Origin of the sequence: Paracoccus onubensis (assembly GCF_003591515.1) — a bacterium.
Taxonomy (GTDB): domain Bacteria; phylum Pseudomonadota; class Alphaproteobacteria; order Rhodobacterales; family Rhodobacteraceae; genus Paracoccus; species Paracoccus onubensis.
On sequence record NZ_QZCG01000003.1, the window covers coordinates 293,489 to 315,225 of the forward strand.

Annotated in this window: 24 protein-coding genes; 16 read left to right on the forward strand and 8 right to left on the reverse strand. The window is 60.5% G+C overall.

The genetic code is table 11. From position 1 onward, the window contains the following. Positions 1–29: 29 nt before the first annotated feature. The 5 genes from D3P04_RS06395 to D3P04_RS06415 form a co-directional block, all read right to left on the reverse strand. Positions 30–425: a rhodanese-like domain-containing protein gene (locus D3P04_RS06395; RefSeq protein ID WP_119747032.1), complete on the reverse strand. Its 396-nt coding sequence runs from the start codon at positions 423–425 to the stop codon at positions 30–32. A 2-nt stretch (positions 426–427) separates the two neighbouring features. After that, positions 428–1,012 (reverse strand): peroxidase-related enzyme, encoded by a 585-nt coding sequence (locus D3P04_RS06400; RefSeq protein WP_119747142.1) that lies wholly within the window; start codon positions 1,010–1,012, stop codon positions 428–430. 81 nt (positions 1,013–1,093) lie between these two features. Next, on the reverse strand, positions 1,094–2,290 hold the full coding sequence (locus tag D3P04_RS06405) for a CaiB/BaiF CoA transferase family protein (RefSeq protein ID WP_119747034.1): 1,197 nt from the start codon (positions 2,288–2,290) through the stop codon (positions 1,094–1,096). Beyond that, positions 2,287–3,054 (reverse strand): CoA transferase, encoded by a 768-nt coding sequence (locus D3P04_RS06410; RefSeq protein ID WP_119747036.1) that lies wholly within the window; start codon positions 3,052–3,054, stop codon positions 2,287–2,289. Before D3P04_RS06410 ends, D3P04_RS06405 begins: the two co-directional genes overlap by 4 nt. Next, complete coding sequence (locus D3P04_RS06415) at positions 3,051–3,854, reverse strand: CoA transferase subunit A (protein WP_119747038.1); 804 nt, start codon at positions 3,852–3,854, stop codon at positions 3,051–3,053. Before D3P04_RS06415 ends, D3P04_RS06410 begins: the two co-directional genes overlap by 4 nt. A 242-nt stretch (positions 3,855–4,096) precedes the next feature. Here D3P04_RS06415 and D3P04_RS06420 point away from each other — a divergent pair, with 242 nt between their 5' ends. The 9 genes from D3P04_RS06420 to paaZ all read left to right on the forward strand — a co-directional run bounded on the left by D3P04_RS06420 (position 4,097) and on the right by paaZ (position 11,927). After that, positions 4,097–4,954, forward strand: a complete 858-nt coding sequence (locus D3P04_RS06420) for a PaaX family transcriptional regulator (RefSeq protein WP_119747040.1) — start codon at positions 4,097–4,099, stop codon at positions 4,952–4,954. Between the two features lie 11 nt (positions 4,955–4,965). Beyond that, positions 4,966–5,247, forward strand: a complete 282-nt coding sequence (locus D3P04_RS06425) for a hypothetical protein (protein WP_119747042.1) — start codon at positions 4,966–4,968, stop codon at positions 5,245–5,247. 16 nt (positions 5,248–5,263) lie between these two features. Next, complete coding sequence (gene paaA, locus D3P04_RS06430; protein WP_119747044.1) at positions 5,264–6,262, forward strand: 1,2-phenylacetyl-CoA epoxidase subunit PaaA; 999 nt, start codon at positions 5,264–5,266, stop codon at positions 6,260–6,262. Between the two features lie 14 nt (positions 6,263–6,276). Next, positions 6,277–6,564, forward strand: coding sequence for a 1,2-phenylacetyl-CoA epoxidase subunit PaaB (paaB, locus tag D3P04_RS06435; protein WP_119747046.1), 288 nt, complete (start codon positions 6,277–6,279; stop codon positions 6,562–6,564). Then, positions 6,564–7,376, forward strand: a complete 813-nt coding sequence (gene paaC, locus D3P04_RS06440; RefSeq protein WP_119747048.1) for a 1,2-phenylacetyl-CoA epoxidase subunit PaaC — start codon at positions 6,564–6,566, stop codon at positions 7,374–7,376. The genes paaB and paaC overlap by 1 nt, the downstream gene beginning before the upstream one ends. After that, on the forward strand, positions 7,370–7,903 hold the full coding sequence (gene paaD, locus D3P04_RS06445; protein ID WP_119747050.1) for a 1,2-phenylacetyl-CoA epoxidase subunit PaaD: 534 nt from the start codon (positions 7,370–7,372) through the stop codon (positions 7,901–7,903). Before paaC ends, paaD begins: the two co-directional genes overlap by 7 nt. A 122-nt stretch (positions 7,904–8,025) precedes the next feature. Beyond that, positions 8,026–9,102, forward strand: a complete 1,077-nt coding sequence (gene paaE / locus D3P04_RS06450; RefSeq protein WP_119747052.1) for a 1,2-phenylacetyl-CoA epoxidase subunit PaaE — start codon at positions 8,026–8,028, stop codon at positions 9,100–9,102. Continuing rightward, positions 9,092–9,850 (forward strand): Phenylacetic acid catabolic protein, encoded by a 759-nt coding sequence (locus tag D3P04_RS06455; RefSeq protein WP_119747054.1) that lies wholly within the window; start codon positions 9,092–9,094, stop codon positions 9,848–9,850. Before paaE ends, D3P04_RS06455 begins: the two co-directional genes overlap by 11 nt. A gap of 13 nt (positions 9,851–9,863) precedes the next feature. Beyond that, positions 9,864–11,927: a phenylacetic acid degradation bifunctional protein PaaZ gene (gene paaZ / locus D3P04_RS06460; RefSeq protein WP_119747056.1), complete on the forward strand. Its 2,064-nt coding sequence runs from the start codon at positions 9,864–9,866 to the stop codon at positions 11,925–11,927. Positions 11,928–12,022: 95 nt separating this feature from the next. Here the strand turns inward: paaZ and D3P04_RS06465 are convergent, their stop codons facing one another. Then, positions 12,023–13,618, reverse strand: coding sequence for a phosphoenolpyruvate carboxykinase (locus D3P04_RS06465; protein WP_119747058.1), 1,596 nt, complete (start codon positions 13,616–13,618; stop codon positions 12,023–12,025). A 196-nt stretch (positions 13,619–13,814) separates the two neighbouring features. Between D3P04_RS06465 and D3P04_RS06470 the strand changes: the two genes are divergently transcribed. From D3P04_RS06470 to D3P04_RS06500, 7 genes are all read left to right on the forward strand, one after another. After that, positions 13,815–14,243: an HPr kinase/phosphorylase gene (locus D3P04_RS06470; protein ID WP_119747060.1), complete on the forward strand. Its 429-nt coding sequence runs from the start codon at positions 13,815–13,817 to the stop codon at positions 14,241–14,243. A gap of 20 nt (positions 14,244–14,263) precedes the next feature. Next, the gene (rapZ, locus tag D3P04_RS06475; protein WP_408634357.1) at positions 14,264–15,253 is read left to right on the forward strand and encodes an RNase adapter RapZ; all 990 of its coding nucleotides are present in this window, start codon (positions 14,264–14,266) and stop codon (positions 15,251–15,253) included. A gap of 28 nt (positions 15,254–15,281) precedes the next feature. Continuing rightward, a complete protein-coding gene (locus D3P04_RS06480; protein ID WP_119747062.1) occupies positions 15,282–15,704 on the forward strand; it encodes a PTS sugar transporter subunit IIA in 423 nt (140 codons plus the stop codon). Continuing rightward, positions 15,701–15,979 carry an HPr family phosphocarrier protein gene (locus D3P04_RS06485; protein WP_119747063.1) on the forward strand — a complete coding sequence of 93 codons (279 nt, stop codon included), beginning with the start codon at positions 15,701–15,703 and terminating at the stop codon, positions 15,977–15,979. The genes D3P04_RS06480 and D3P04_RS06485 overlap by 4 nt, the downstream gene beginning before the upstream one ends. An 11-nt stretch (positions 15,980–15,990) precedes the next feature. Next, positions 15,991–16,599 (forward strand): TetR/AcrR family transcriptional regulator, encoded by a 609-nt coding sequence (locus D3P04_RS06490; RefSeq protein ID WP_119747065.1) that lies wholly within the window; start codon positions 15,991–15,993, stop codon positions 16,597–16,599. Positions 16,600–16,759: 160 nt separating this feature from the next. Then, the gene (locus D3P04_RS06495; RefSeq protein WP_119747067.1) at positions 16,760–17,350 is read left to right on the forward strand and encodes an NADPH-dependent FMN reductase; all 591 of its coding nucleotides are present in this window, start codon (positions 16,760–16,762) and stop codon (positions 17,348–17,350) included. 41 nt (positions 17,351–17,391) lie between these two features. Beyond that, entirely contained in the window at positions 17,392–18,366 is a 975-nt protein-coding gene (locus D3P04_RS06500) for a glutathione S-transferase family protein (RefSeq protein WP_119747069.1), read from the forward strand. Positions 18,367–18,519: 153 nt separating this feature from the next. On the opposite strand, the gene D3P04_RS06505 is transcribed toward D3P04_RS06500, so the two are convergent. Both D3P04_RS06505 and D3P04_RS06510 read right to left on the reverse strand, forming a co-directional pair. Further along, on the reverse strand, positions 18,520–20,583 hold the full coding sequence (locus tag D3P04_RS06505) for a TRAP transporter permease (RefSeq protein WP_119747071.1): 2,064 nt from the start codon (positions 20,581–20,583) through the stop codon (positions 18,520–18,522). An 81-nt stretch (positions 20,584–20,664) separates the two neighbouring features. Continuing rightward, on the reverse strand, positions 20,665–21,666 hold the full coding sequence (locus D3P04_RS06510; protein ID WP_119747073.1) for a TAXI family TRAP transporter solute-binding subunit: 1,002 nt from the start codon (positions 21,664–21,666) through the stop codon (positions 20,665–20,667). Between the last annotated feature and the right edge of the window lie 71 nt (positions 21,667–21,737).

The window sequence follows — 21,737 nt, forward strand, 5'->3', positions numbered from 1 at the left end:
TCCCCCCGATATCACATAGCCGGTCGCTGTCAGCCCTTGGCAGAGCCTTTCTCGGCGACAGCATTTCCGGCCTTTTTCCATTCGCCAAATCCGCCGCGCAGCGATTGCGCCTTAAGCCCCATCTCTTGCGCCAGCTTTGCGGCCAGAAGCGAGCGCCAGCCGGACGCGCAGTAAAAGATATAGGTCTTGTCCTCGGCGAAACGGGGCTTGTGATAGGGGCTTTCGGGGTCGATCCAGAATTCAAGCATCCCGCGCGGGGCATTGAACGCACCGGGGATCATCCCTTCGCGTTCCAGCTCGCGCGGGTCGCGGATATCGACAAGAACGGTCTGCGGATCGTCAGGCGCTCCTGCGGCCTGCGCGACCGAAACGGATTGAACGACGGCATCGGCCTCGGCCAGCATTTCCTTGTAACCTTTGGTCATGTTTAGCGTCCCATCTGGTAGAATTCTGCATTCGGCCGCATGTTTGTCACATTGGCCATCCGGTTCGACAGGCCGAAAAAGGCCGCAATTCCTGCAATATCCCATATGTCGTCTTCGGTGAAGCCATGCGCTTTCAGGGTGTCGAAATCATTGTCAGCCACCTCTTGCGCGCGGGCAGAGACCTTCAGGCCGAAATCCAGCATCGCCTTTTGCCGGGGCGTGATATCGGCCTTGCGGTAATTGATTGCGACCTGATCGGCGATTAGCGGATCCTTGGCGCGGATGCGCAGGATCGCGCCATGCGCGACCACGCAATACTGACACTCATTCGCATTCGAGGTGGCGACCACGATCATCTCGCGTTCGGCCTTGGTCAGGTTGCCGGGCTTGTCCATCAATGCGTCGTGATAGGCGAAAAATGCCCGGAACTCGTCGGGGCGATGCGCAAGGGGCAGGAAGACATTCGGGATGAAGCCGGATTTTTCCTGAACCGCAAGGATGCGCGTCCGGATATCCTCGGGCATGTCTTCCAGCCGCGGTACGGGAAAGCGGCTGATGGGGGCGTCTGCTTTGTCGGGTTCGGTCATCATTCAATCCTTCACGTCGGCGGGTTTCCTGCCATGCGCGTATAACGATCCGTTCTTCCGTCTTGTGCAAGAGTCCGCGGCTCAGACGGATTCCGGCTTTTCTACGGGATCGAGACCCGGCAGCACGTCGCGGTAGCGGTCGCTGTCCAATGCATATTCCTCCATCACCTCGGCGCTGTGCTGGGCGAATCCCGGAGGAGCGCGGCGATAGCTTGCAGGGGTGCGTGACATCTTGATCGGGCTGCCGGTGCCGCGATATTCACCTACATTCACCACCATTTCACGGTGGATCGTATGCGGATCGGCGATCACCTGATCGATGCTGCGCACCGCGCCACAGGGCACGCCTGCCTTTATGAGACGTTCCGACAGGTCGGCGCAGTCGAAATGCGCCAGCGCGGCTTCAAGCTGACTCTTCAGGGCGTCGCGGTTGGTACTGCGCTGGCTATTGCTGACAAAACGCTCGTCCACGGGCAGATCGGGACGGTCGATCATTCGGCAAAGCGTGGCAAATTGCCTGTTGTTGCCCACAGCCAGAAAGATCGGGTCGGTGCCGGTGGCAAATGTATCATAGGGGCTGATATTCGGATGCGCATTGCCGGAAGGTTCTGCCACCTTGCCCGACAGGTAATAATTCGGAAGATGCGGATGCAGCAGCGACATGCCGCAATCATACAGGCTGACATCGATGAACTGGCCTTTGCCGCTTTCCGCCCGTTCATTCAGGGCCATCAGGATTCCGATCACCGCGTTGAGCCCGGTCGCGATGTCCACCACCGGCACGCCGACCCGCAGCGGCTGGCCGCCTTGCTCGCCATTCACACTCATGATCCCGCAAAGCGCCTGAACGGCCGCGTCATAGCCCGGAAGACCGCCCATCGGACCGTCTGCGCCGAAGCCCGAGACGCGGCAATGGATCAGCCGGGGAAAGCGGTGTGAAAGGTCGTCCTGCCCCAGACCCCAGCGTTCCAGGGTGCCGGTCTTGAAATTCTCGATCAACACATCGGTATTTTCCAGCATCGCCAGAAAAAGCTCTTGTCCCATCTCTTGCGACAAATCCACCGCCATGCCGCGCTTGTTGCGATTGACGCCAAGGAAATAGCTGGCCGCATCGCCCAGAAAAGGCGGCCCCCAGCCGCGTGTCTCGTCGCCCGCCGGGGGTTCCAGCTTGATCACATCGGCCCCGTGATCAGCCAGAATTTGCCCGGCATAGGGTCCGCCCAGCACGCGGCTGGCATCGAGAACCCTGAGATTTTTCAATGATCCGATCCCTGTCATGCTGAGACTTCCTTTGCGGTTGCGCCCGCAAGATCGCGGCGCCAATCGGCGGCGAAGGCGGGATATGTTTCTTCAAGTTCATCCAGCACCCGTCCGCGAAGCAGGGAAAGCGCGGCAGCATCGGGTGGGATTGTGGTCGGGGGTGCACCCGTATGATCGAAACCGAAGCCTGTGGCGGCTTCGATCTCATCAAGATCGTGACCGGGATGGATGCTTTCCAGCCTGAAGCCCGGTCGCGTCCGGTCGAAACTGAACAGCCCTTTGCCGGTTAGCAACGCAACCGGACCGCCGGGGCGATAGACCCCGGGAGGACTGACTCCTGGGGCGCTGATGAAATCGACCTTATCGACAAAGACGCGGGGGCTGTGTTCCTCGCGGAACAGGATCACCCGCGGAACGGTGAAATAGAGATAGGCCGAACCGAAGGATCCGGGCCAGCGAACATCGCTTTGCGGATATTCTCCGGTGCCGACCAGATTGACATTGGCCTGCCCGTCGATTTGCCCGCCGCCAAGAAAGAAAGCATCCAGCCGTCCCTGACCGGCGCTATCGAACAGCTCGACCGAGCCATTGGTGAAGAAATTATGTTCGACGGAGCCAAGAATGGACAGCCGAACCCGTCTTTGCCCTTCGTCCATGGCGCGGCGCAGCATCGCCCCCGCCGCCGGAATGGGGGACGAGGCCCCCACAGCGACGCTGCGCACGCCGTCCAACAGCCGCGCAATCGTGCAGATCAGGATTTCGCGGGGCAGGGCAACGCTCATGCCGGAACCTCGGCGCGGCTCATGTATTCGGCAAAACCGTCCTCGCTGCGGGCCGCCTTGGCGTAGCGTATCAGTTCCGATGTATCGGTGCCGTATTTGCCCCAAAGACCGTAAGGCCAGGCCCCTCGCGGCGCGACCGCGATATCGGTCACGTAAAGCGCGGGCAGGGTGCCTGCCGCGGTGGTTTCATCGGCCAGCAGACTATGTTCGACAATTCGTTCGACCGTCACCAGCGTTTCTGTGGCGGCATAGGCCATCGCAGCGAGTTCGCGCCGTCTGCCGATCCAGACATTGCCCTGCATATCGGCCATGGGCGCGTGGAAGATCGCGATATCGGGCGTGATCGCCGGGATCAGCACGATGGGATCCGGCTGATCCGAAAAGGGATTTTCCGTCAGCTTCCAGTCATCCCGCCGGGCCAGCAGGTCAGAGCCTATCAGGCCACGCATGGGGATGAAGGGGACGCCCTTCTGCGCCGCCAGAAGGCCGGCATGAATCGCCGGACAGGTCGCATCCCGCAGCTCTATCCGCCCCTCCCTGACAGCCTGATTGAAACGCGGCGCGCCGCCTGCCTCTCCCAGCGATATCGCGCTGGTTTCCACCCGACGGACAAGCCCCGACCCGATAAGCTGATCGACCTGCAATCCCCCGGTCGGCACACAGACCAGATGCAGATCGCCTGCACCATGTTCGATCAGCGGGCGGGTCATCGCCATCGAAACGCCCGCGTAATCCACCGGTAGCGCAACGCATTGCCCGGGTTTGACGCGACGTGCCAAAGCTTGAAGATTGGCTGTCATCTCCCCCTCCTTCTTTTCAATACGTTCTGAGACGCAGAGCTTAATTCCGAATTAATGTAGGCAGAGCGAAACCGGCAAGTCAAACGGATGCCCTGCCATCCGGGAAATGGTCGCGCATCTGTGCGATCCTGAAGCGGCAGGAGGAATGAAACGGCAAGAAGCAATATCGATGCCGCGTGACAGTGGCGGCGGCAGACATTACGCTGTCAGCGGAATATATGCCCTTTTTGTGATGTCATCGAATGCCAACCGAAACCGCCGCGAATGCCGTGCCCAAAGCAGTCCAGGGCATCGTCACTGCCCCGTCCCCCAAGGCGGCCTCGCTGATCGTCACGATATATGGCGATGTGGTCGAGCCGCGTGGCGGGACGTTATGGATGGGTACGCTGATCGAATGCTGCGCGATGCATGGGATCAGCGAAAGTCTTGTTCGAACGGCGGTCTCCCGGCTGGTCGGTGCGGGCCGGCTTGTCGGGGAACGGGTCGGGCGGAAAAGCTTCTACCGTCTGTCGTTGGCAGGGCAGGCCGAGTTCCGGCAGGCATCGCGCATCCTGTTCCCGCCGCCCGCGCCGCCCGAGGAATGGCTTGTCGGGTTCGCCAATAAAGAGGAACCGCCCCCCGGTTGGGTCAGGATCGGACCACAGGCGATCCTTGCGCCGCACCGCGAAGGAATGGGCATGCCGTGCGGAACGGTCATGCGGGTACAAAGCCTGACCGTGCGGGATTTGCCGGAATTCGCGGCGCAATATTGGCCGCTGGACGCAGTGGCAAAAAATTATCGCGGGTTCATCGCCCGTTTTGCGCCGGTTCGCGACGTCGCGCGGCTTGATGCTTTGTCCGGGCAGAACGCTTTGACATTACGGTTGCGTCTGGTCGACGAATATCGCCATGCCGTCCTGGCCGATCCCCGTTTGCCCGTCGAGGCACTGCCCGGAGATTGGCCGGCGCAAGAAGCCCGCGACATCTTCCGGCAGATCTACCTGTCCCTCTCGCCCGCCGCAGACCGATTCGTCGGACGCAGCTTTGCCGCTTCGGATGGTCTTCTGCCGGAAATGACGGAGGAAACGATGAAGCGCTCTACCGATCTGCTGCGCGATTAAGGATTAATCTGATGATAACGCGGGATAATTTTTTTGGGCATAAAACATCACAGAAAACAGAAAAATTTTACTTTATCAGTGATGTTTTTGGAAGTATATTGATGACCGATCGGTCGATGAATGGCATGCCCCGACAGACCGGCGGAGGAGAATGGATGGAAAACGTAATGATCGGTGCGTTTGTGGCCCGCTGCGAAACGGGCCTGTTCTCCGGAAGCGTGAATCGGCTGGATGTGCTAGAATTGGACCATCTCGTTACCGCGCAGGCGATCACGGCGCCCGGGCGGATCTGAAAGCGGAGGCACGGCCATGTATGCTCAGATGGTGAAATCGGAAGGCATGAAATCGTCGGAGGAGATGTCCCCCGAGGACCGCGCCTTTCAGGACCGCATCGACCGGGGCGAAAAGATCGAGCCCAAGGAATGGATGCCGGAGGGTTATCGCAAGACGCTGATCCGCCAGATCGGCCAGCACGCCCATAGCGAGATTGTCGGCCAATTGCCCGAAGGCAACTGGATCACCCGCGCGCCAACGCTGGAACGCAAGGCGATCCTGCTGGCAAAGGTTCAGGACGAGGCGGGGCATGGTCTGTATCTTTACAGTGCTGCCGAAACCCTTGGCGTCAGCCGCGACGAGCTGCTGGAAAAGCTGCATTCGGGCGCGATGAAATACAGCTCCATCTTCAACTACCCGACGCTGACATGGGCGGATATGGGCGCGGTCGGCTGGCTGGTCGATGGCGCGGCGATCATGAATCAGGTGCCACTGCAACGAACCTCTTATGGCCCCTACAGCCGGGCGATGATCCGCATCTGCAAAGAGGAAAGCTTTCACCAGCGTCAGGGCTATGCGATCATGATGAAGATGGCGCAGGGCACACCCGAGCAGCACGAGATGGCGCAGGACGCGCTGAACCGCTTCTGGTTCCCGGCGCTGATGATGTTCGGGCCTTCCGACAAGGACTCGGTCCATTCCGCGCAGTCCATGGCGTGGAAGATCAAGATGAACACCAATGACGAGTTGCGCCAGAAATTCGTCGATGAAACCGTGCCGCAGGCCGAATATCTGGGACTGACCGTCCCCGATGAGATGCTGAAATGGAACGATGAGCGCGGCCATTACGATTTCGCCGAACCCGACTGGCAGGAATTCTTCGAGGTCATCAAGGGCAATGGCCCCTGCAATCAGGAACGGCTGGAGGCCCGTCGCCGCGCCTGGGACGAAGGCGCATGGTTCCGTGACGGTCTGACCGCCTATGCCGGAAAGGCTGCGGCGCGCCGGGCGGGCGCCTCTGTCGCAGCCGAATAAAGGGGTAGCAACCGATGTCCAAAAAGGAATGGCCGCTATGGGAAATCTTCATCCGGGGTCAGCACGGGCTGAATCACCGGCATGTGGGCAGTCTGCATGCGCCGGATGCCGAGATGGCCGTCAACAATGCCCGTGACGTCTATACCCGCCGCAAGGAGGGTGTTTCGATCTGGGTGGTGAAATCCACCGATATCACCGCGTCGGCCCCGTCTGCGAAGGGCCCGCTGTTCGATCCGGCGGAAAGCAAGGTCTACCGGCACCCCACCTTCTTCGATATTCCCGATGATGTGGGGCATATGTGATGGCGGCGATTGCAGAAATCACCGCCGCGCCGGATCCGGTTCTTGCAGATGACGGGTTGAAGCCCGCTTTGTTCGACTGGCTGTGCCGGATGGGTGACAATTGCCTGATCCTTGGCCACCGTCTTTCGGAATGGTGCGGCCATGGCCCTGCGCTGGAAGAGGATATCGCGCTTGCCAATACGGCGCTTGACCTGATCGGGCACACCCAGATGTGGCTGGCACTGGCCGCCGAGGTCGAGGGCAAGGGACGCTCGGCTGACGATCTGGCCTTTCTGCGCGATGCAATGAAGTTCCGGAATGCGAAACTGGTCGAATTGCCCAGTGGCGACATGGCCGTGACCTTGATGCGCGAATTTCTGTTCGATGCCTGGCATTTCGAGATGCTGACGGGGCTGACCGAATCCGCCAGCCCCCGCGTCGCCGAAATCGCGGCCAAGGCTTTGAAAGAGGTCAGCTATCATCTTGAACGCAGCTCGGATCTGGTGGTCCGGCTGGGGGACGGCTCTGATGAAAGCCATCGGCGGATGCAAGATGCCCTGAATCGCCTGTGGCCCTATGCGGGTGAGCTGTTCACGGCGGACAAGGTGGATGAGGCAGCCGCTGCGGCCGGAATCGCGCCCGAGCTTGCCGCCCTGCGTGCCGCCTGGGACAAGACGGTGGGTGAGGTGCTGGGCGAGGCGACTCTGACCCTGCCCGAAATCCGCTTCGATGTGCATCAGGGCGGCAAGCAGGGCCGTCACACCGAACATCTGGGTTATATCCTTGCCGAAATGCAGTTTCTTCAACGCGCCTATCCCGGCGCGGAATGGTGAATACTGTGGCTGTCGCACTGCCATCCACGGATCAGGTCTGGAAATGGCTGGATCAGGTGCCCGACCCCGAGATTCCTGTCGTTTCCGTCACGGAACTGGGGATCATCCGCGAGATCCGGTGGGAGGGGGATACACTGGTCATCGCGGTGACGCCCACCTATTCCGGCTGTCCTGCAACCTCGGTGATAGACCTGTCGATCGAGGCCCATTTGCATGGGCAGGGGATCGGCAAGCTACGGCTGGAGCGCCGCCTTTCGCCGCCCTGGACGACCGATTGGGTCACGCCGGACGCGCGCGAGAAGCTGCGCGCATACGGCATCGCCCCGCCGATTGACGGCACCGCCCCGGATGGGCGAACGGCCGCACGGGCCGCCCGCATGGCAGGGCGCTCGAATCTGATCGTGGCATGTCCCCGCTGCGGGTCGGGGCATACGGAACGGGTCAGCCAGTTCGGCTCGACCCCGTGCAAGGCGGCTTATCGGTGCAAGGATTGTCTGGAACCATTCGATTATTTCAAATGTCACTAGATCGTATCCTCTCCTTTATCGCTATATCGCCGCCCGAAATCAAAGGGCACAGGCCCGCCGGGCAGCTCTTCAGCAAGCTTCCGGTGCATCCCAAAACCGCCCCCAGCCGTCAGGAGGCCTGAATGCCCCGCTTTCATCCGCTTGAAGTCACCGATATCCGCCGCGACACCCGCGACGCCGTGGTCGTCACCCTGAAGCCGCGCGCCGAGGATGCCGGGGCCTTCGCTTTCACGCAGGGCCAATACCTGACCTTCCGCCGGGACTTCGACGGCGAGGAATTACGGCGCTCTTACTCTATCTGCTCGGGGCTGGATGAGGGCTGTCTGCGCGTCGGCATCAAGCGCGTGGATGGCGGGGCCTTCTCGACATGGGCGAATGAGGGACTGAAAGCCGGTGATCTGCTGGACGCCATGCCGCCGCAGGGACGCTTTTTCACGCCGCTTGATCCGCAATCGGCCCGCTTCTATCTGGGATTTGCTGGTGGATCTGGGATCACGCCGGTCCTGTCCATCGTCAAGACCGTACTGGCGCGGGAGCCGAAATCGACCTTCACGCTGGTCTATGCCAACCGCCAGACCAGTTCGATCATGTTCCGCGAAGAGATCGAGGATCTGAAGAATCTCTATCTCGGGCGCTTCTCGGTGGTGCATATCCTTGAAAGCGAAGGGCAGGAGATCGACCTGTTCACCGGCCGCATCGATGCACAGAAGATGGAGATGCTGTTCCGCATGTGGATCGACGCGGAAACGGTGGATACCGCCTTCATTTGCGGGCCGGAACCGATGATGCTGGCGATTGCCGAAAGCCTGCGTCAGCATGGGCTGGCAGATGAGCAGATCAAGTTCGAACTCTTCGCCTCATCTCAGCCGGGCCGGGCGAAGAAGCGGGTAATATCCCGCGACGCCGCGAATTCGGCCAATAGCTGCGAAGTCTCGGTCACGCTGGACGGGGCAACCCGGACCTTCCGCATGCCCAAGGACGGCACCGCCGTTCTGGACGCCGCGATCGGGAACAACATGGACGCGCCTTATTCCTGCAAAGCCGGGGTCTGCTCGACCTGCCGCGCCAAGGTGCTGGAGGGCGAGTTCGAGATGGAGGTGAACCACGCGCTCGAGGATTATGAGGTCAGGGCCGGTTACGTCCTGTCCTGCCAATGTATCCCTTTATCCGATAAACTGGTACTGAGCTATGACGAGTGACGCGGACCCCATGCCGGTCGCGGATTATCTTGCGCAGGGCGGCAGGCTGACCTCGCCGGAAAACGTGCCGCCGCGCTATCGGGGCGAATTGCTGCGGCTGATGTCGTCTTTCGTGGATAGCGAGCTTGCCGGATCGGCGGGTTTCGCAGATGCGATCAACTGGGCTCCCGGTATAAAGGAGCGGATCGCCGCAAGCCGGATCACCCTGGAAAAGGCGGATCATGCCGGGCGGGTGCTGGACCTGATGGAAGGGTTCGGCACCGACAAGGCGCGGTATGAGCAGGCGCATGACTGGGCGGCGCGCGGTCCGCGCGATCAGCAGATCGGCCCGCGCCGTCAGGGTGGCGACATGCGCCTGTCGGTGTTTCACTATCCCCTGACCGGCTGGACCGATGCGGTGGTGATGAATGTTCTGATGGGCATGGCCACGTTGCATGCCTTGGGTGAATTGGCGCGCTGCTCTTATCAGCCGCTGGCCGAGGTGCTGCGCGACATTCTTCCGCGTGAACGCCGCCATATGGAACTGGGTGTCGAGGGGCTGGAGCGGATCACCACCCCGGACCGCGAACAAGCCCGCGCTTCGGTGGATTACTGGTTGCCGCTTGTCGCGGATACTTTTGGCCCGGCCGTATCGGATCGTTTCGAACGGCTGAAGGCGATGGGCTTGCGGCAAAGCGATAACGAAACATTGCGTCAGGCCTGGCATCGCGACGTCGCAGCGGTGCTGACGCGGTTGAAATTGCTGTAGGGAAGGACAGGGAATGCTGAATACAGGACGCACCGCACGGCGGCTGGAAAGCTATGTGCAGGGCGGCTGGCATGCCGGCAGGGGCGAAGGCAGGCCGATTGCCAATGCCGCTACGGGCGCGACGCATGCCTTCATCTCTTCCGAGGGGATCGATTTCGGGGCCGCGCTTGATTGGGGGCGGAAGGTCGGCGGGGCCGCGCTTCGCCGTCATACGATCCACGAACGCGCCCTGATGCTGAAGGCCATCGGCCAGAAGCTGATGGAAATGAAGGATGAATTTCATGCCGAAAGCCTTGCCACCGGCGCGACCCCTCGCGATGCGTGGCCGGATATCGAGGGCGGCATCGGCACCATGCTCACATTCGCGTCGAAAGCGCGACGGGAATTGCCGAATGCGCGGGTGCTGACCGAAGGCGCGGTCGAGCCCCTGTCCCGCGACGGCAGCTTTGCGGGCCAGCATATCCTGACGCCTCTTCGCGGGGTGGCGGTACATATCAACGCCTTCAATTTCCCGGTTTGGGGCATGCTGGAAAAGATCGCTCCCGCCCTGATCGCCGGTATGCCCTGTCTGGTGAAACCCGCCTCGCAGACAGCTTATCTGACCGAGCTGGTCATGCGCCGGATGCTGGAAATGGAGATCCTGCCCGAAGGTGCGCTGCAACTGATCTGCGGAGGTGCGGGCGATCTTCTGGATCATGTGACCGGCCAGGATGCGGTGACCTTCACGGGCTCGGCCCATACCGGGCGGAAGCTGCGGACGCATCCGGCCATTGTCGCCAACTCGACCCGCTTCACCATGGAGGCCGATAGCCTGAATGCGGCTATCCTTGGCCCCGATGCCGGGCCGGGCACCCCGGAATTCGACCTGTTCATACGCGAGGTTCAGCAAGAGATGATCTCGAAAGCGGGGCAGAAATGCACCGCGATCCGCCGGGTTCTGGTGCCCGCGCAGCATGAACAGGCGGTGATCGAGGCCCTGTCCGGGCGGCTGTCGAAAATTGTCATCGGCCTGCCGGATGACGCCGCCGCCCGGATGGGCGCGCTTGTCTCATTGGAGGATCGTGACAGCCTGCGCGGCAAGATTGCCGAAATCCTTGGCGAGGGCGAAATTGTGTTCGGCGATCCCGATCGGGTCACGCTGGTTTCCGGCGATGCTGCCAATGGCGCCTTCATCTCGCCTGTGCTGCTGCGCAGCAGTGATCCGATGCGCGCGACCATCCCGCACGAGGTCGAGGCTTTCGGGCCGGTCGCCACGATCATGGCCTATGACGGTATGGACCAGGCGATTGAACTGGCAAAAAAAGGCAAGGGTTCGCTGGTGTCCTCGGTCTTTACCAATGACCCGGATATCGCGGTCGAGGCCGTTATCGGCGTCGCTTCCTTCCATGGAAGGGTGATGATCGGCAATCGCGATTCCGCCAAAAGCTCCACCGGCCATGGCGCACCCCTCGCGCCGCTTGTGCATGGCGGTCCGGGCCGCGCGGGCGGAGGCGAAGAGATGGGGGGGATGCGCGGCGTCAAGCATTTCATGCAACGCACGGCGGTTCAGGGCAGCCCGCGCCTGCTGTCGGTGGTGACGGGGCAGTGGATCGACGGCGCACCGACCCGTGCCGACCGGCATCCGTTCCGCAAATCGCTGGCCGAACTGCGTCTTGGGGATCAAATCCTGACCGAGGCCCGCACCGTTACCAAAGAGGATGTCGAGCATTTCGCCGAATTCACCGGCGATACGTTCTACGCACATATGGACAGCGATGCGGCGAAAGCCAATCCGTTCTTCGAGGATCGCGTCGCGCATGGCTATCTGATCGCCTCTTTCGCGGCGGGTCTGTTCGTCGAGCCGAATCCCGGCCCGGTTCTGGCCAATTACGGTGTGGACAATCTGCGCTTCCTGACACCGGTCTATTTCGGCGACAGTCTGCGGGTCCGGCTGACCTGCAAACAGATCAACCCGCGCGAAAATGCCGTTTACGGAGAAGTGCGCTGGGATAGCCGGGTTACGAACCAGAGGGGCGAACTCGTCGCGGAATATGATGTGCTGACCATGGTCGCGAAGACATGGCCAGTCACCGCATAGCAAGACGCTGATCCGAAAATCGCGCCCTTTTTCTTCTTTGTCCAAATACCTCGGGGGTCCGGGGGCAGCGCCCCCGGGCCGTTGCAACAGGTCGATCAGCCGATGGCAGCTGCGCGAACCTCGTCGTCGATGGCGGACAGGTACTGTGCGAAATTATCGCTGAACATCTGCACCAGTTTCTGCGCCTGCTTGTCATAGGCTGCCGGATCTTCCCAGGTCTGACGCGGGTCAAGCAGAACATCCGAAACATTCGGGACGCTGACCGGAACTTCGAAGCCGAAATTCGGGTCGCGGCGGAATTCTGCGGCGTTCAGGCTGCCATCCAGAGCTGCGGCCAGCAGCGCACGGGTGGCCTGAATCGGCATCCGCGAGCCGGTGCCGAATGCGCCGCCGGTCCAGCCGGTATTGACCAGCCAGCAATTCGCACCATGCCGTGCGATCTTTTCCTGCAGCAACTTGCCATAGACCTCGGGGCGGCGCGGCATGAAGGGCGCGCCGAAGCAAGTCGAGAAAGTCGGGATCGGTTCCACGACACCGACCTCGGTGCCGGGGGTCTTGGAGGTGAAGCCCGACAGGAAGTGATACATGGCCTGCGCCGGCGTCAGCCGCGAAATCGGAGGCAGAACGCCGAAGGCATCGCAGGTCAGCATGATGATATTCTTCGGATGCCCGCCAAGGCTGGTTTCCGACGCATTCGAGATCGCATCCAGCGGGTAAGCGCAGCGCATATTGTCGGTGATCGAATTATCCTCGAAATCCAGTTCGAGGCTGTCCTCGTCAAAAACCATGTTTTCGATCACGGTGCCGAAACGGGACGTGGTGGCATAGATTTCCGGCTCGGCCTTGGGCGAGAGGCTGATGGTCTTCGCATAGCAGCCGCCTTCGAAATTGAAGATGCCATTATCCGACCAGCCATGTTCGTCATCGCCGATCAGCACGCGCGAGGGGTCGGCGGAGAGCGTGGTTTTCCCGGTGCCGGACAGTCCGAAGAACACGGCGCTGTCGTCGGGATCGCCGGGCGCGTGATTGGCGCTGCAATGCATCGGCATGATGCCTTTGCTGGGAAGGATGTAGTTCAGCAGCGAGAAAACCGATTTCTTGTTCTCGCCCGCATATTCGGTATTTCCGATCAGAATCAGTTTCTTGTCGAAATTCAGTGCGATCACCGTCTCGCTGCGGCAGCCGTGACGTTCGGGATCGGCCTTGAAGCTGGGGCAGTTGATAATCGTGAATTCCGGCGTGAATGTCGCCAGTTCCTCTGCCTTCGGGCGGCGCAGCATATGGCGGATGAACAGGTTATGCCAAGCCAGTTCGGTCACAAGGCGAACATCCAGACGTTCTGCTGGATCGGCGCCTCCGAACAGATCCTGCACGAAATAATCGCGGCCTTTCATATGCTCCAGCATATCGGCATGCAGCTGGTCGAACGCCTCGGGCGTCATCGGTGCGTTGTTTTCCCACCAGATCGTATCTTCGACAGATGGGGTGCGGACGACGAATTTGTCTTTGGGCGAGCGTCCGGTATGGACGCCGGTGGTGGCAAGGAAGGTGCCGCCAAGCCCGATCCGGCCTTCACCGCGGGCAACGGCTTCGGTCATCAATGCAGGTTCCAGCAGGTTGTAATAAACCCGGCCGACTCCGTTGATTCCCTGATCCTCCAACCGGCAATTCGGGTTTACGCGCGTCGTCATGTGATCTTGCTCCTGACTTGGGTTTGCCTGCAACTAAACTGTTACGCAGTAAGTCTGGCCTATAGCATAGGGTTCCCACGAAAAAAGAAGCTGAGGATGACAGTTAGCGCAAACTTTCAATGATAACGCCAACAGTCGGGTGCCAGCATGGTCAATGCGGCTGAATCGGGCATGATTCAGACGGTCAGGAGGGCAGATGATTCGGGTTGGGCAGATTCATGGAACGACAGTGGCACTGGAGGGACGGGGCCTTTTGCTTCTGGGCCCGTCCGGTTCCGGAAAATCCAGCCTTGCATTGCAGCTTCTGGCCGTCGGTGCCCGGCTGGTCAGCGATGACAGAACGGATTTGCGGCGCGATCAGGACAGTATCATCGCCTCGGCCCCCATCAGCCTGAACGGACGGATCGAGGCAAGGGGGATCGGGATCCTGAATGCCGATCCCGCCGGGCCGGTCAGACTGGTACTGGTCGCCGATCTGGGGAAAAGCGAGGAAATGCGCCTTCCGCCCGATAGATATCACGAGTTGCTCGGCCTCCGGCTGCCCCTTGCGCTTGGACCCTATCGCCCGCATCTTTACGCTGCGCTGCGGCAGTATCTGATTGCCGGGCGCGCGGATGAGCTTTGACCGGAAAGGAGATGATCCGCATGGGCGAAGACCGGATGGCAGTCGAGACCGCTTCGGACAGTGCCGATCCGTCCGCGGCGCAGCGTGTCGTGCTTGTCACCGGCCCATCCGGGGCGGGGCGCTCGACGGCGATCAACGTGCTGGAGGATCTGGGCTTCGAAGCGATCGACAACCTGCCGCTTTCACTGGTTCCCCGTCTGCTGGACGGGCCGTCGCGGCCCGGCCCGTTGGCGCTTGGCCTGGATGCCCGCAACCGGGATTTCTCGGTGACGAACCTGACCGAACTGATCGACCGGCTCACTCGCAATCCGCATTATGCCCCCGAGATCCTGTATCTGGACTGCGCTCCCGATACGCTGGTGCGTCGCTATAACGAGACACGGCGAAGGCATCCGCTGGCGCCTGACGGATCGCCGATGATGGGCGTATTGGCCGAGATAGATCTTCTGGCGCCGATTCAGGGACGTGCCGATGTGCTGGTCGATACCACCGAATTGTCACCCCATGAACTGAAAGCCGAGCTCTCGCGCTGGTATGACGTCCGGCCCGAAAAACGGCTGAGCGTGTCGCTTCATTCCTTTTCATACAAGCGCGGTGTGCCACGGGGGCTTGACCTGATGTTCGATTGCCGGTTTCTCGCCAATCCGCATTGGGACAAGGATTTGCGCGAAAAGAATGGAACCCAGACCGAAGTTCAGGACTTTGTTTGTGCTGATTCGCGCTATGAGGAATTTTTTTCGCGGATACGTGATCTGATACTGTTTTTGCTTCCTGCGCATGTCGAAGAGGGCAAAACGCATCTCGCAATCGGCTTCGGGTGTACCGGAGGGCAACACCGTTCGGTTACTTTAGTGGAAAAAATGGCCGTTGCGCTTGCAGATGCGGGTTGGCCAGTGTCAATAAGGCACAGGGAACTTGAACGCCGCATGAAGGCGGCCTTGGTCAGTGGCGACAACCCGTCCCTTGGGGCAGCGGGCTCGAAAGCCGATGAACAGGGCGGGACGCCGTGATGCATGGCATTAGTACTGGTGGGAAGCGTTGATTGGAATTGTCATCGTCGCACATGGTGGGCTTGCACGGGAATACCTGTCCGCGGTCGAGCATGTCGTAGGGCCACAAAGCGGTATTGCCGCCGTCGCGATCGAGGACGATCATGACCGAGCCGCCAAAACCGCCGAGATTCAGGCCGCGGCCAATGCCGTCGACCATGGCGATGGCGTGGTCGTCGTGACTGATCTGTTCGGAGGCTCTCCCTCGAACCTGTCCGTGCCGGCCTGCGCGGTGCGGAATCGCACGATCCTGTATGGCGCGAATCTTCCGATGCTGGTCAAGCTTGCCAAGACCCGGCATCTCACCGTGCCCGATGCGGTTGCCGGAGCCAAAGAGGCGGGCCGGAAATATATCAATTCCTACAATGTCCCGGCCGAGGCGGTTCTGGATACGGGAACGCATGCCCGATGACCGGTTCCATTATCCGTGAATTGCCTATTGTCAACGTCAAGGGGCTTCATGCTCGCGCAAGTGCGAAATTCGTGGATGTGGTCGAACGCTTCGACGCGCAGGCAACGGTTGAAAAAGATGGAATGAGTGTCACCGGAGATTCGATCATGGGTCTGCTGATGCTGACCGCGCCGCGCGGCAGCTCGATCACCGTAACGACCACCGGCCCCGATGCGATGGCATTGGCGGATGCGCTGCAGGAACTGGTTGCCGATTATTTCGGCGAAGGCATGTAGGGCGCGATGCATTGGCGGATCGCAGGAACTATCATCACGGCAATCTTCGCCACGCTCTGGTCGCGGCGACCGCTGCGCTGATTCAGGAACTGGGGCCGCACTCCTTCACCATGGCCGAGGCGGCGCGCCGGGCAGGGGTGTCTCCGGCCGCGCCTTACCGGCATTTCAAGGGCCGCGAGGATTTGATCGAAGAGGTTGCGCGGCTAGGGTTTCTGGAATTTGCGGACCGGCTGGAGACGGCCTTTGACGATGGCAGGCCGCGGGTTCTGACGGCATTCCTGCGGATGGGGCAGGCCTATCTGGACTTTGCGGCTGAACGGCCGGGATATTACATGGCCATGTTCGAATCGGGTATCTCTATCGCCGGAAATCCCGATTTGTCGAAGGCGTCCGAAAAGGCGCAGCGCGTCCTGCTGCAAGCCGCCGAGGCGCTTGCCAGCCGGCTGCCTGCGGACCGTCGCCCTCCGGCCAGAATGGTCGCCAATCATATCTGGGCCATGAGTCACGGTGTCGTCGAATTGTTCTCTCGCGGCAAGCCGGGCAGGCGGACTCCGGTTGAACCGGCAGAGATGCTTGAGAGCGGAGCGATCATTTATCTGCGCGGGCTGGGGTTGATCTGAAAGAACCAATCGTTCCGCCAGAGCGAACACTGCATTCGGCAGAGTATGGCTGGTCCGAACGGTTTGGCGCGTTTATTTTTTGCTTATCGAAGGCAGGTCAGGGATTGTTCCGCCATCCTTCCCATGAACGACCCATGAAGCAAGTAAGAGGATCACGGACATGAGCAAGCCGAAAATTGCGATCATCATCGGATCGACCCGTCAGGCGCGTTTTGCGGACAAGCCAGCCGCGTGGTTGCTTGAAAACGCACGGAAACGCGATGACATGGAATTCGAACTGGTCGATCTGCGGGATTATGACCTGCCTTTCTTCGACGAGGCCGCCTCGAATCTGTGGATGCCGTCGCAGGACGCACGTGCTGTCGCGTGGCAGAACAAGGTCGGCGAGTTCGACGGCTATATTTTCCTGACGGCAGAATATAACCATTCGATCGCCGGCTCACTGAAGAATGCGCTTGATCAGGCCTATAAGGAATGGAACCGCAAACCGGCTGCGGCAATGGGTTACGGCGGAGTAGGTGCAGCCCGCGCGATCGAGCATTTGCGCAATATCGCTGTTGAATTGCAGATGGTACCGCTGCGGAATGCCGTTCATCTTGGCGCGGGCGAGTTCATGAAAGTCAGTCCTTTGGGGCAGAATGGTGACATGGCAGAGGTTGACGCGGTGCTGCAACCGTCGCTGACCGGGATGCTGGATGAACTGGCATGGTGGGCGGCTGCGACAAAGACCGCGCGCGAAACCACTGCATGACATGACCGGGGGTGCGCCCCCGCGAGAAACGGAGGCACCCAATGGGACAACTTGTCGAGGGCGAATGGCATGACATCTGGTATGACACCAAAAGCACCGGTGGCCGGTTTCAGCGAAGCACGACCTCGTGGCGCAACTGGATTACGCCGGACGGTGCCGTGGGCCCATCCGGGGAGGGCGGCTTTGCGGCGGAAAGCGGACGTTATCATCTTTATGTCAGCTATGCCTGTCCCTGGGCGCACCGAACGCTGATCTTCCGTGAACTGAAAGGGCTGTCACCGCATATCGGGGTCTCTGCCGTTCATCCCGACATGCTGTCGGAAGGCTGGGAATTCCGCACGGATTTCCCCGGCGCAACCGGCGACGAACTCTTCGGCACGCGCTTTCTGCAGGATATCTATCTTCGGGCCGATCCAAAGGCGTCGGGGCGGGTGACGGTGCCGGTCCTGTGGGATCGGCAGCGGGATACGATCGTCAGCAATGAGAGTGCCGAGATCATTCGCATGTTCAATTCGGCTTTCAACAATCTGACGGGAAATTCCGACGATTACCGTCCCGACGATCTGCATTCCCTGATCGATGCTTTGAACGAACGCATTTACGATACCGTCAATAATGGCGTCTACAAGGCGGGCTTTGCCACCAGTCAGGAAGCCTATGACGAAGCGATCGGCTCGCTATTCGACAGTCTCGACTGGCTGGAAGGTATTTTGGCCGATCACCGCTATCTCACCGGCGACCGGCTGACCGAGGCGGATTGGCGTCTTTTCACCACGATGGTTCGCTTTGATCCGGTTTATCACACGCATTTCAAATGCAATCGCGCGTGGTTGCGCGAATATCCGAGCCTCTGGGGTTGGACGCGCGAACTTTATCAGATCCCCGGCATTGCCGGCACGGTGAATTTCGACCATATCGTGCGACATTATCATTACAGCCACGACACGATAAATCCCTATCGGATCATCCCGACGAATCCACGGATCGACTGGTTCGAACCTCACGGGCGGGGCTGAGCGATGGGCGATGGCTGAACGCACCCCTCGGGTGTGTGATTTCTGCTTTATCGCCCTTTCGGGGTTTGCAGCATCAGGTCTGGATTGCGCAGGAAAGGCCGCAGCCAGCGCCTGAAGGGTTTGCGCCAGCTGCGTGATGATGTTCTTGCCGGGTCAGGACGCCGGAGCGGCCGGGGCCTTGTGCGTTGCCAGATATTGCCGGGCTGTCACCGCGGCCAGGATGACGAAGCCGAGGGCGGTCGAGATCGGCTCTGGCGCGATCAGCAACAGGGCTGCGATCGGCAATACGATGCGCTCGATCGTCCATAGCGGTCCCATCAGCCAATTGGTGATTGCAGCCGACAGCGCCACGATACCCAGCACTGCGCCCGTGAAGGCCAGCAGGAAATCCGGCAGCGTGAAGGCTTGCGTCACGATCAGCAGCGAGGGCGAGAAGACGAAGACGAATGGTACCAGCGCCTTGCCCATCGAAAGCCTGAAGGCGGTGTTGCCCGCCTTGAAGCCATTGGCCCCCGCGATTCCCGCGCCGGCATAGGCGGCCAGCGCCACGGGCGGCGTCACGTCCGCCAGCACCCCGAAGTAGAAGACGAAGAAATGCGCGACAAGCGGCTCCACATTCATCATGCCCAATACCGGCGCCGCCACGGCGACCATGATGATGTAATTCGCCGTCGTCGGTACGCCGCAGCCCATCAGAATGCAAACCACCGCCGTCATCAGCAGGGTGAACAGCAAGGTCAGCGTTTCCACGGTGAGCAACTCGACCGGTAGAAAGCCCAGGAAGGCGTGGAGACCGGTCGCCCAATTTGCCGCAACCGAAGTCACCATGAAGGCGATCTTGAAGCCCACGCCCGTCAGTGTGACGATACCGATAACCACGCCGACCAGTGCCGCCGCAGCTGTCACGGACAGCGACTGCCGCGCGCCTGCCACGAAACCCTCGTAGATGCCGGCTGCGGTTTCCTTGATGCCGCCCAGCACGCCCGAGGACATGATGCTCTGGATCAGGTAGACCACCATGCAGGCGGTGATCGCCGAGAAAGCCGACAGGAAGGGCGTGCGCCCCGACATCAGCATCCAGATCAGCAGGAGCAGCGGGGCGACCGACAACCAGCCCTCGCGCAGGACCTTGCCCGCTTTCGGCAATTCCTCTTTCGTAAGGCCGCGAATGCCAAGGCGTTTGGCTTCCAGATGCACCTGCACCAGCACGCCGAAGAAATGCATGAAGGCGGGCACAATTGCCGCGATCAGGATCGTGCGCAGCGGGATGCCCAGATATTCGACCATCAGAAAGGCCACCGCGCCCATCACCGGCGGGGTGATCTGGCCGCCCGTGGATGACGCAGCCTCGACAGCGGCGGCGAAGTGGCGCTTGAAACCGATCTTGATCATCGCGGGAATGGTCAATGCGCCGGTGGTGACCGTATTGGCGATCGACGAGCCCGAGATCGTGCCCAGCATCGCAGAAGAAATCACCGACACCTTCGCCGGTCCGCCGGCGAAACGCCCGGTCAATGCGGTTGCAAGGTCGATGAACAATTGCCCCAGCCCGATTTTCTGGGCCATCACTCCGAACAGGACGAAATGAAACACATAGGTCGCGATGACGCCAAGCGCGGTGCCATAGATCCCCTGCGAGGTCAGATACAGATGATTGATGATATTCGTCCAGTCCGCACCGGGATGAACAAGAATACCCGGCATCGATTTTCCGAAATAGGCATAGGCGATGAACAGAATGGCGATCACCGGCAACGGCCAGCCCATCGACCGGCGCACGGCCTCCATCAGGGTCAGCAGCAATATTGTGCCCATGACGATGTCGATGGTCAGTGGGTTGCCGACACGGAAGGCCAACTGGTCATAAATCCATGGTACGTAAAAGGCGCTGACGGCCCCTGCGATAGCCAGGATCCAGTCGGTGACGGGGATGCCCAACACGGCGAAGCCGTCGGTCTTGTGCCGGGTCTTGTCGAAGGCGGCGAAACTGAGGAAGAGGACGAAAAGCGACGTGCCCATATGCAGACCACGATGCGTCGTTGCACGCGGTATGCCGAAACCGGCCGTATAGAAGTGATAGACCGACAGCAGGAACAGAATGACGCTTGTCAGAATGGCGATCGGTGGCAGGATCGTGCGAAACCGCGACTCGGGATCATACTCTTCTTCCAGTGCGCGTAGTTCAGCTTCGGATAACTGACGTGCAGCTTCGGTCATGTCGTGGTTCCCGCAATGTATGAGATGGAAAGGGACGCGAGCCATTGCAGCCTGCGTCCCTGAAACTGGTTAGGATAATAGTTACTGAAGCTTGCCGGCTTCTTTATAGAAACGCTCGGCCCCCGGATGAAACGGAATACCCGCACCGATTGTTGCGCTGTCCAGCGTGATTTCCTTGCCCTTGGCATGACCGGCCGCGAAAAGCTTCTGCGTGTTGTCATTATAAAGCGCTTGAGTGATGCCGTAGATCAACTCTTCAGGCTGATCCGCGCTGGTGACGAGTTGCGCACCAACCGCGATCGTTGCGACATCGGCATCCTGCCCGTCATACGTGCCGGCGGGGAAGTTATCGGTGCCGAAGAAATTATAGGTCTCGAGAAGTTTGTCCACCTCGGGGCCGGTGATCGGGATCAGCTTGACATCGTGCTGGCTTGCCAACTCGGCGATAGCCCCCGCCGGATAACCGCCGACAAAGAAGAAGGCGTCCATTGCGCCGTCGCGCATCCGGTCCGCTGCCTGATCAGGCTTGAGATATTCGGCCGAAACGTCATCTTCCGAAAGGCCAAAGGCTTCGAGGATGATCTTGGCATCCACCAGCGTGCCCGAGCCGGGTTCGTCCAGCGAAACCCGTTTGCCCGCCAGATCGGCGACCGTTTCGATCCCGGAATTGGCGCTGGCAACCAGATGGATGCTTTCAGGATAGAGATTCGCGATCAGCCGCAGTTTCTCGACCGGGGGCTGGTCTTCCCACAGGCCGGTGCCGGTTTGCGCCCAATAGGCTACGTCGGACTGGCTGAACCCTGCCTCCATCGCGCCGCCATTGATGGCGTTCACATTGCCGACCGATCCGTTCGAGGCCACCGCCGTTGCCACCAGACCCGGCACACCGCAGGAGCCGCCATCGTCACAGGCGCGCGATCCGGGCGGGCTGGAAATCGCGTTCGCGATCAGGCCGCCGATCGGGTAATAGGTGCCCGCCGTGCCGCCGGTGCCGATGCGGAAGAATGCCATGTCCTGCGCGACAGCCCCGCCGCAAACCGCCGTGGCGACCGTCAAAGCCGCAAAAAACGTTCTGATACCCATTTTCATCACCTTTTGGTCCCAATGATAAACAATACGTTACGCGAATGAGTCGCCACAGGACAACCACCAAT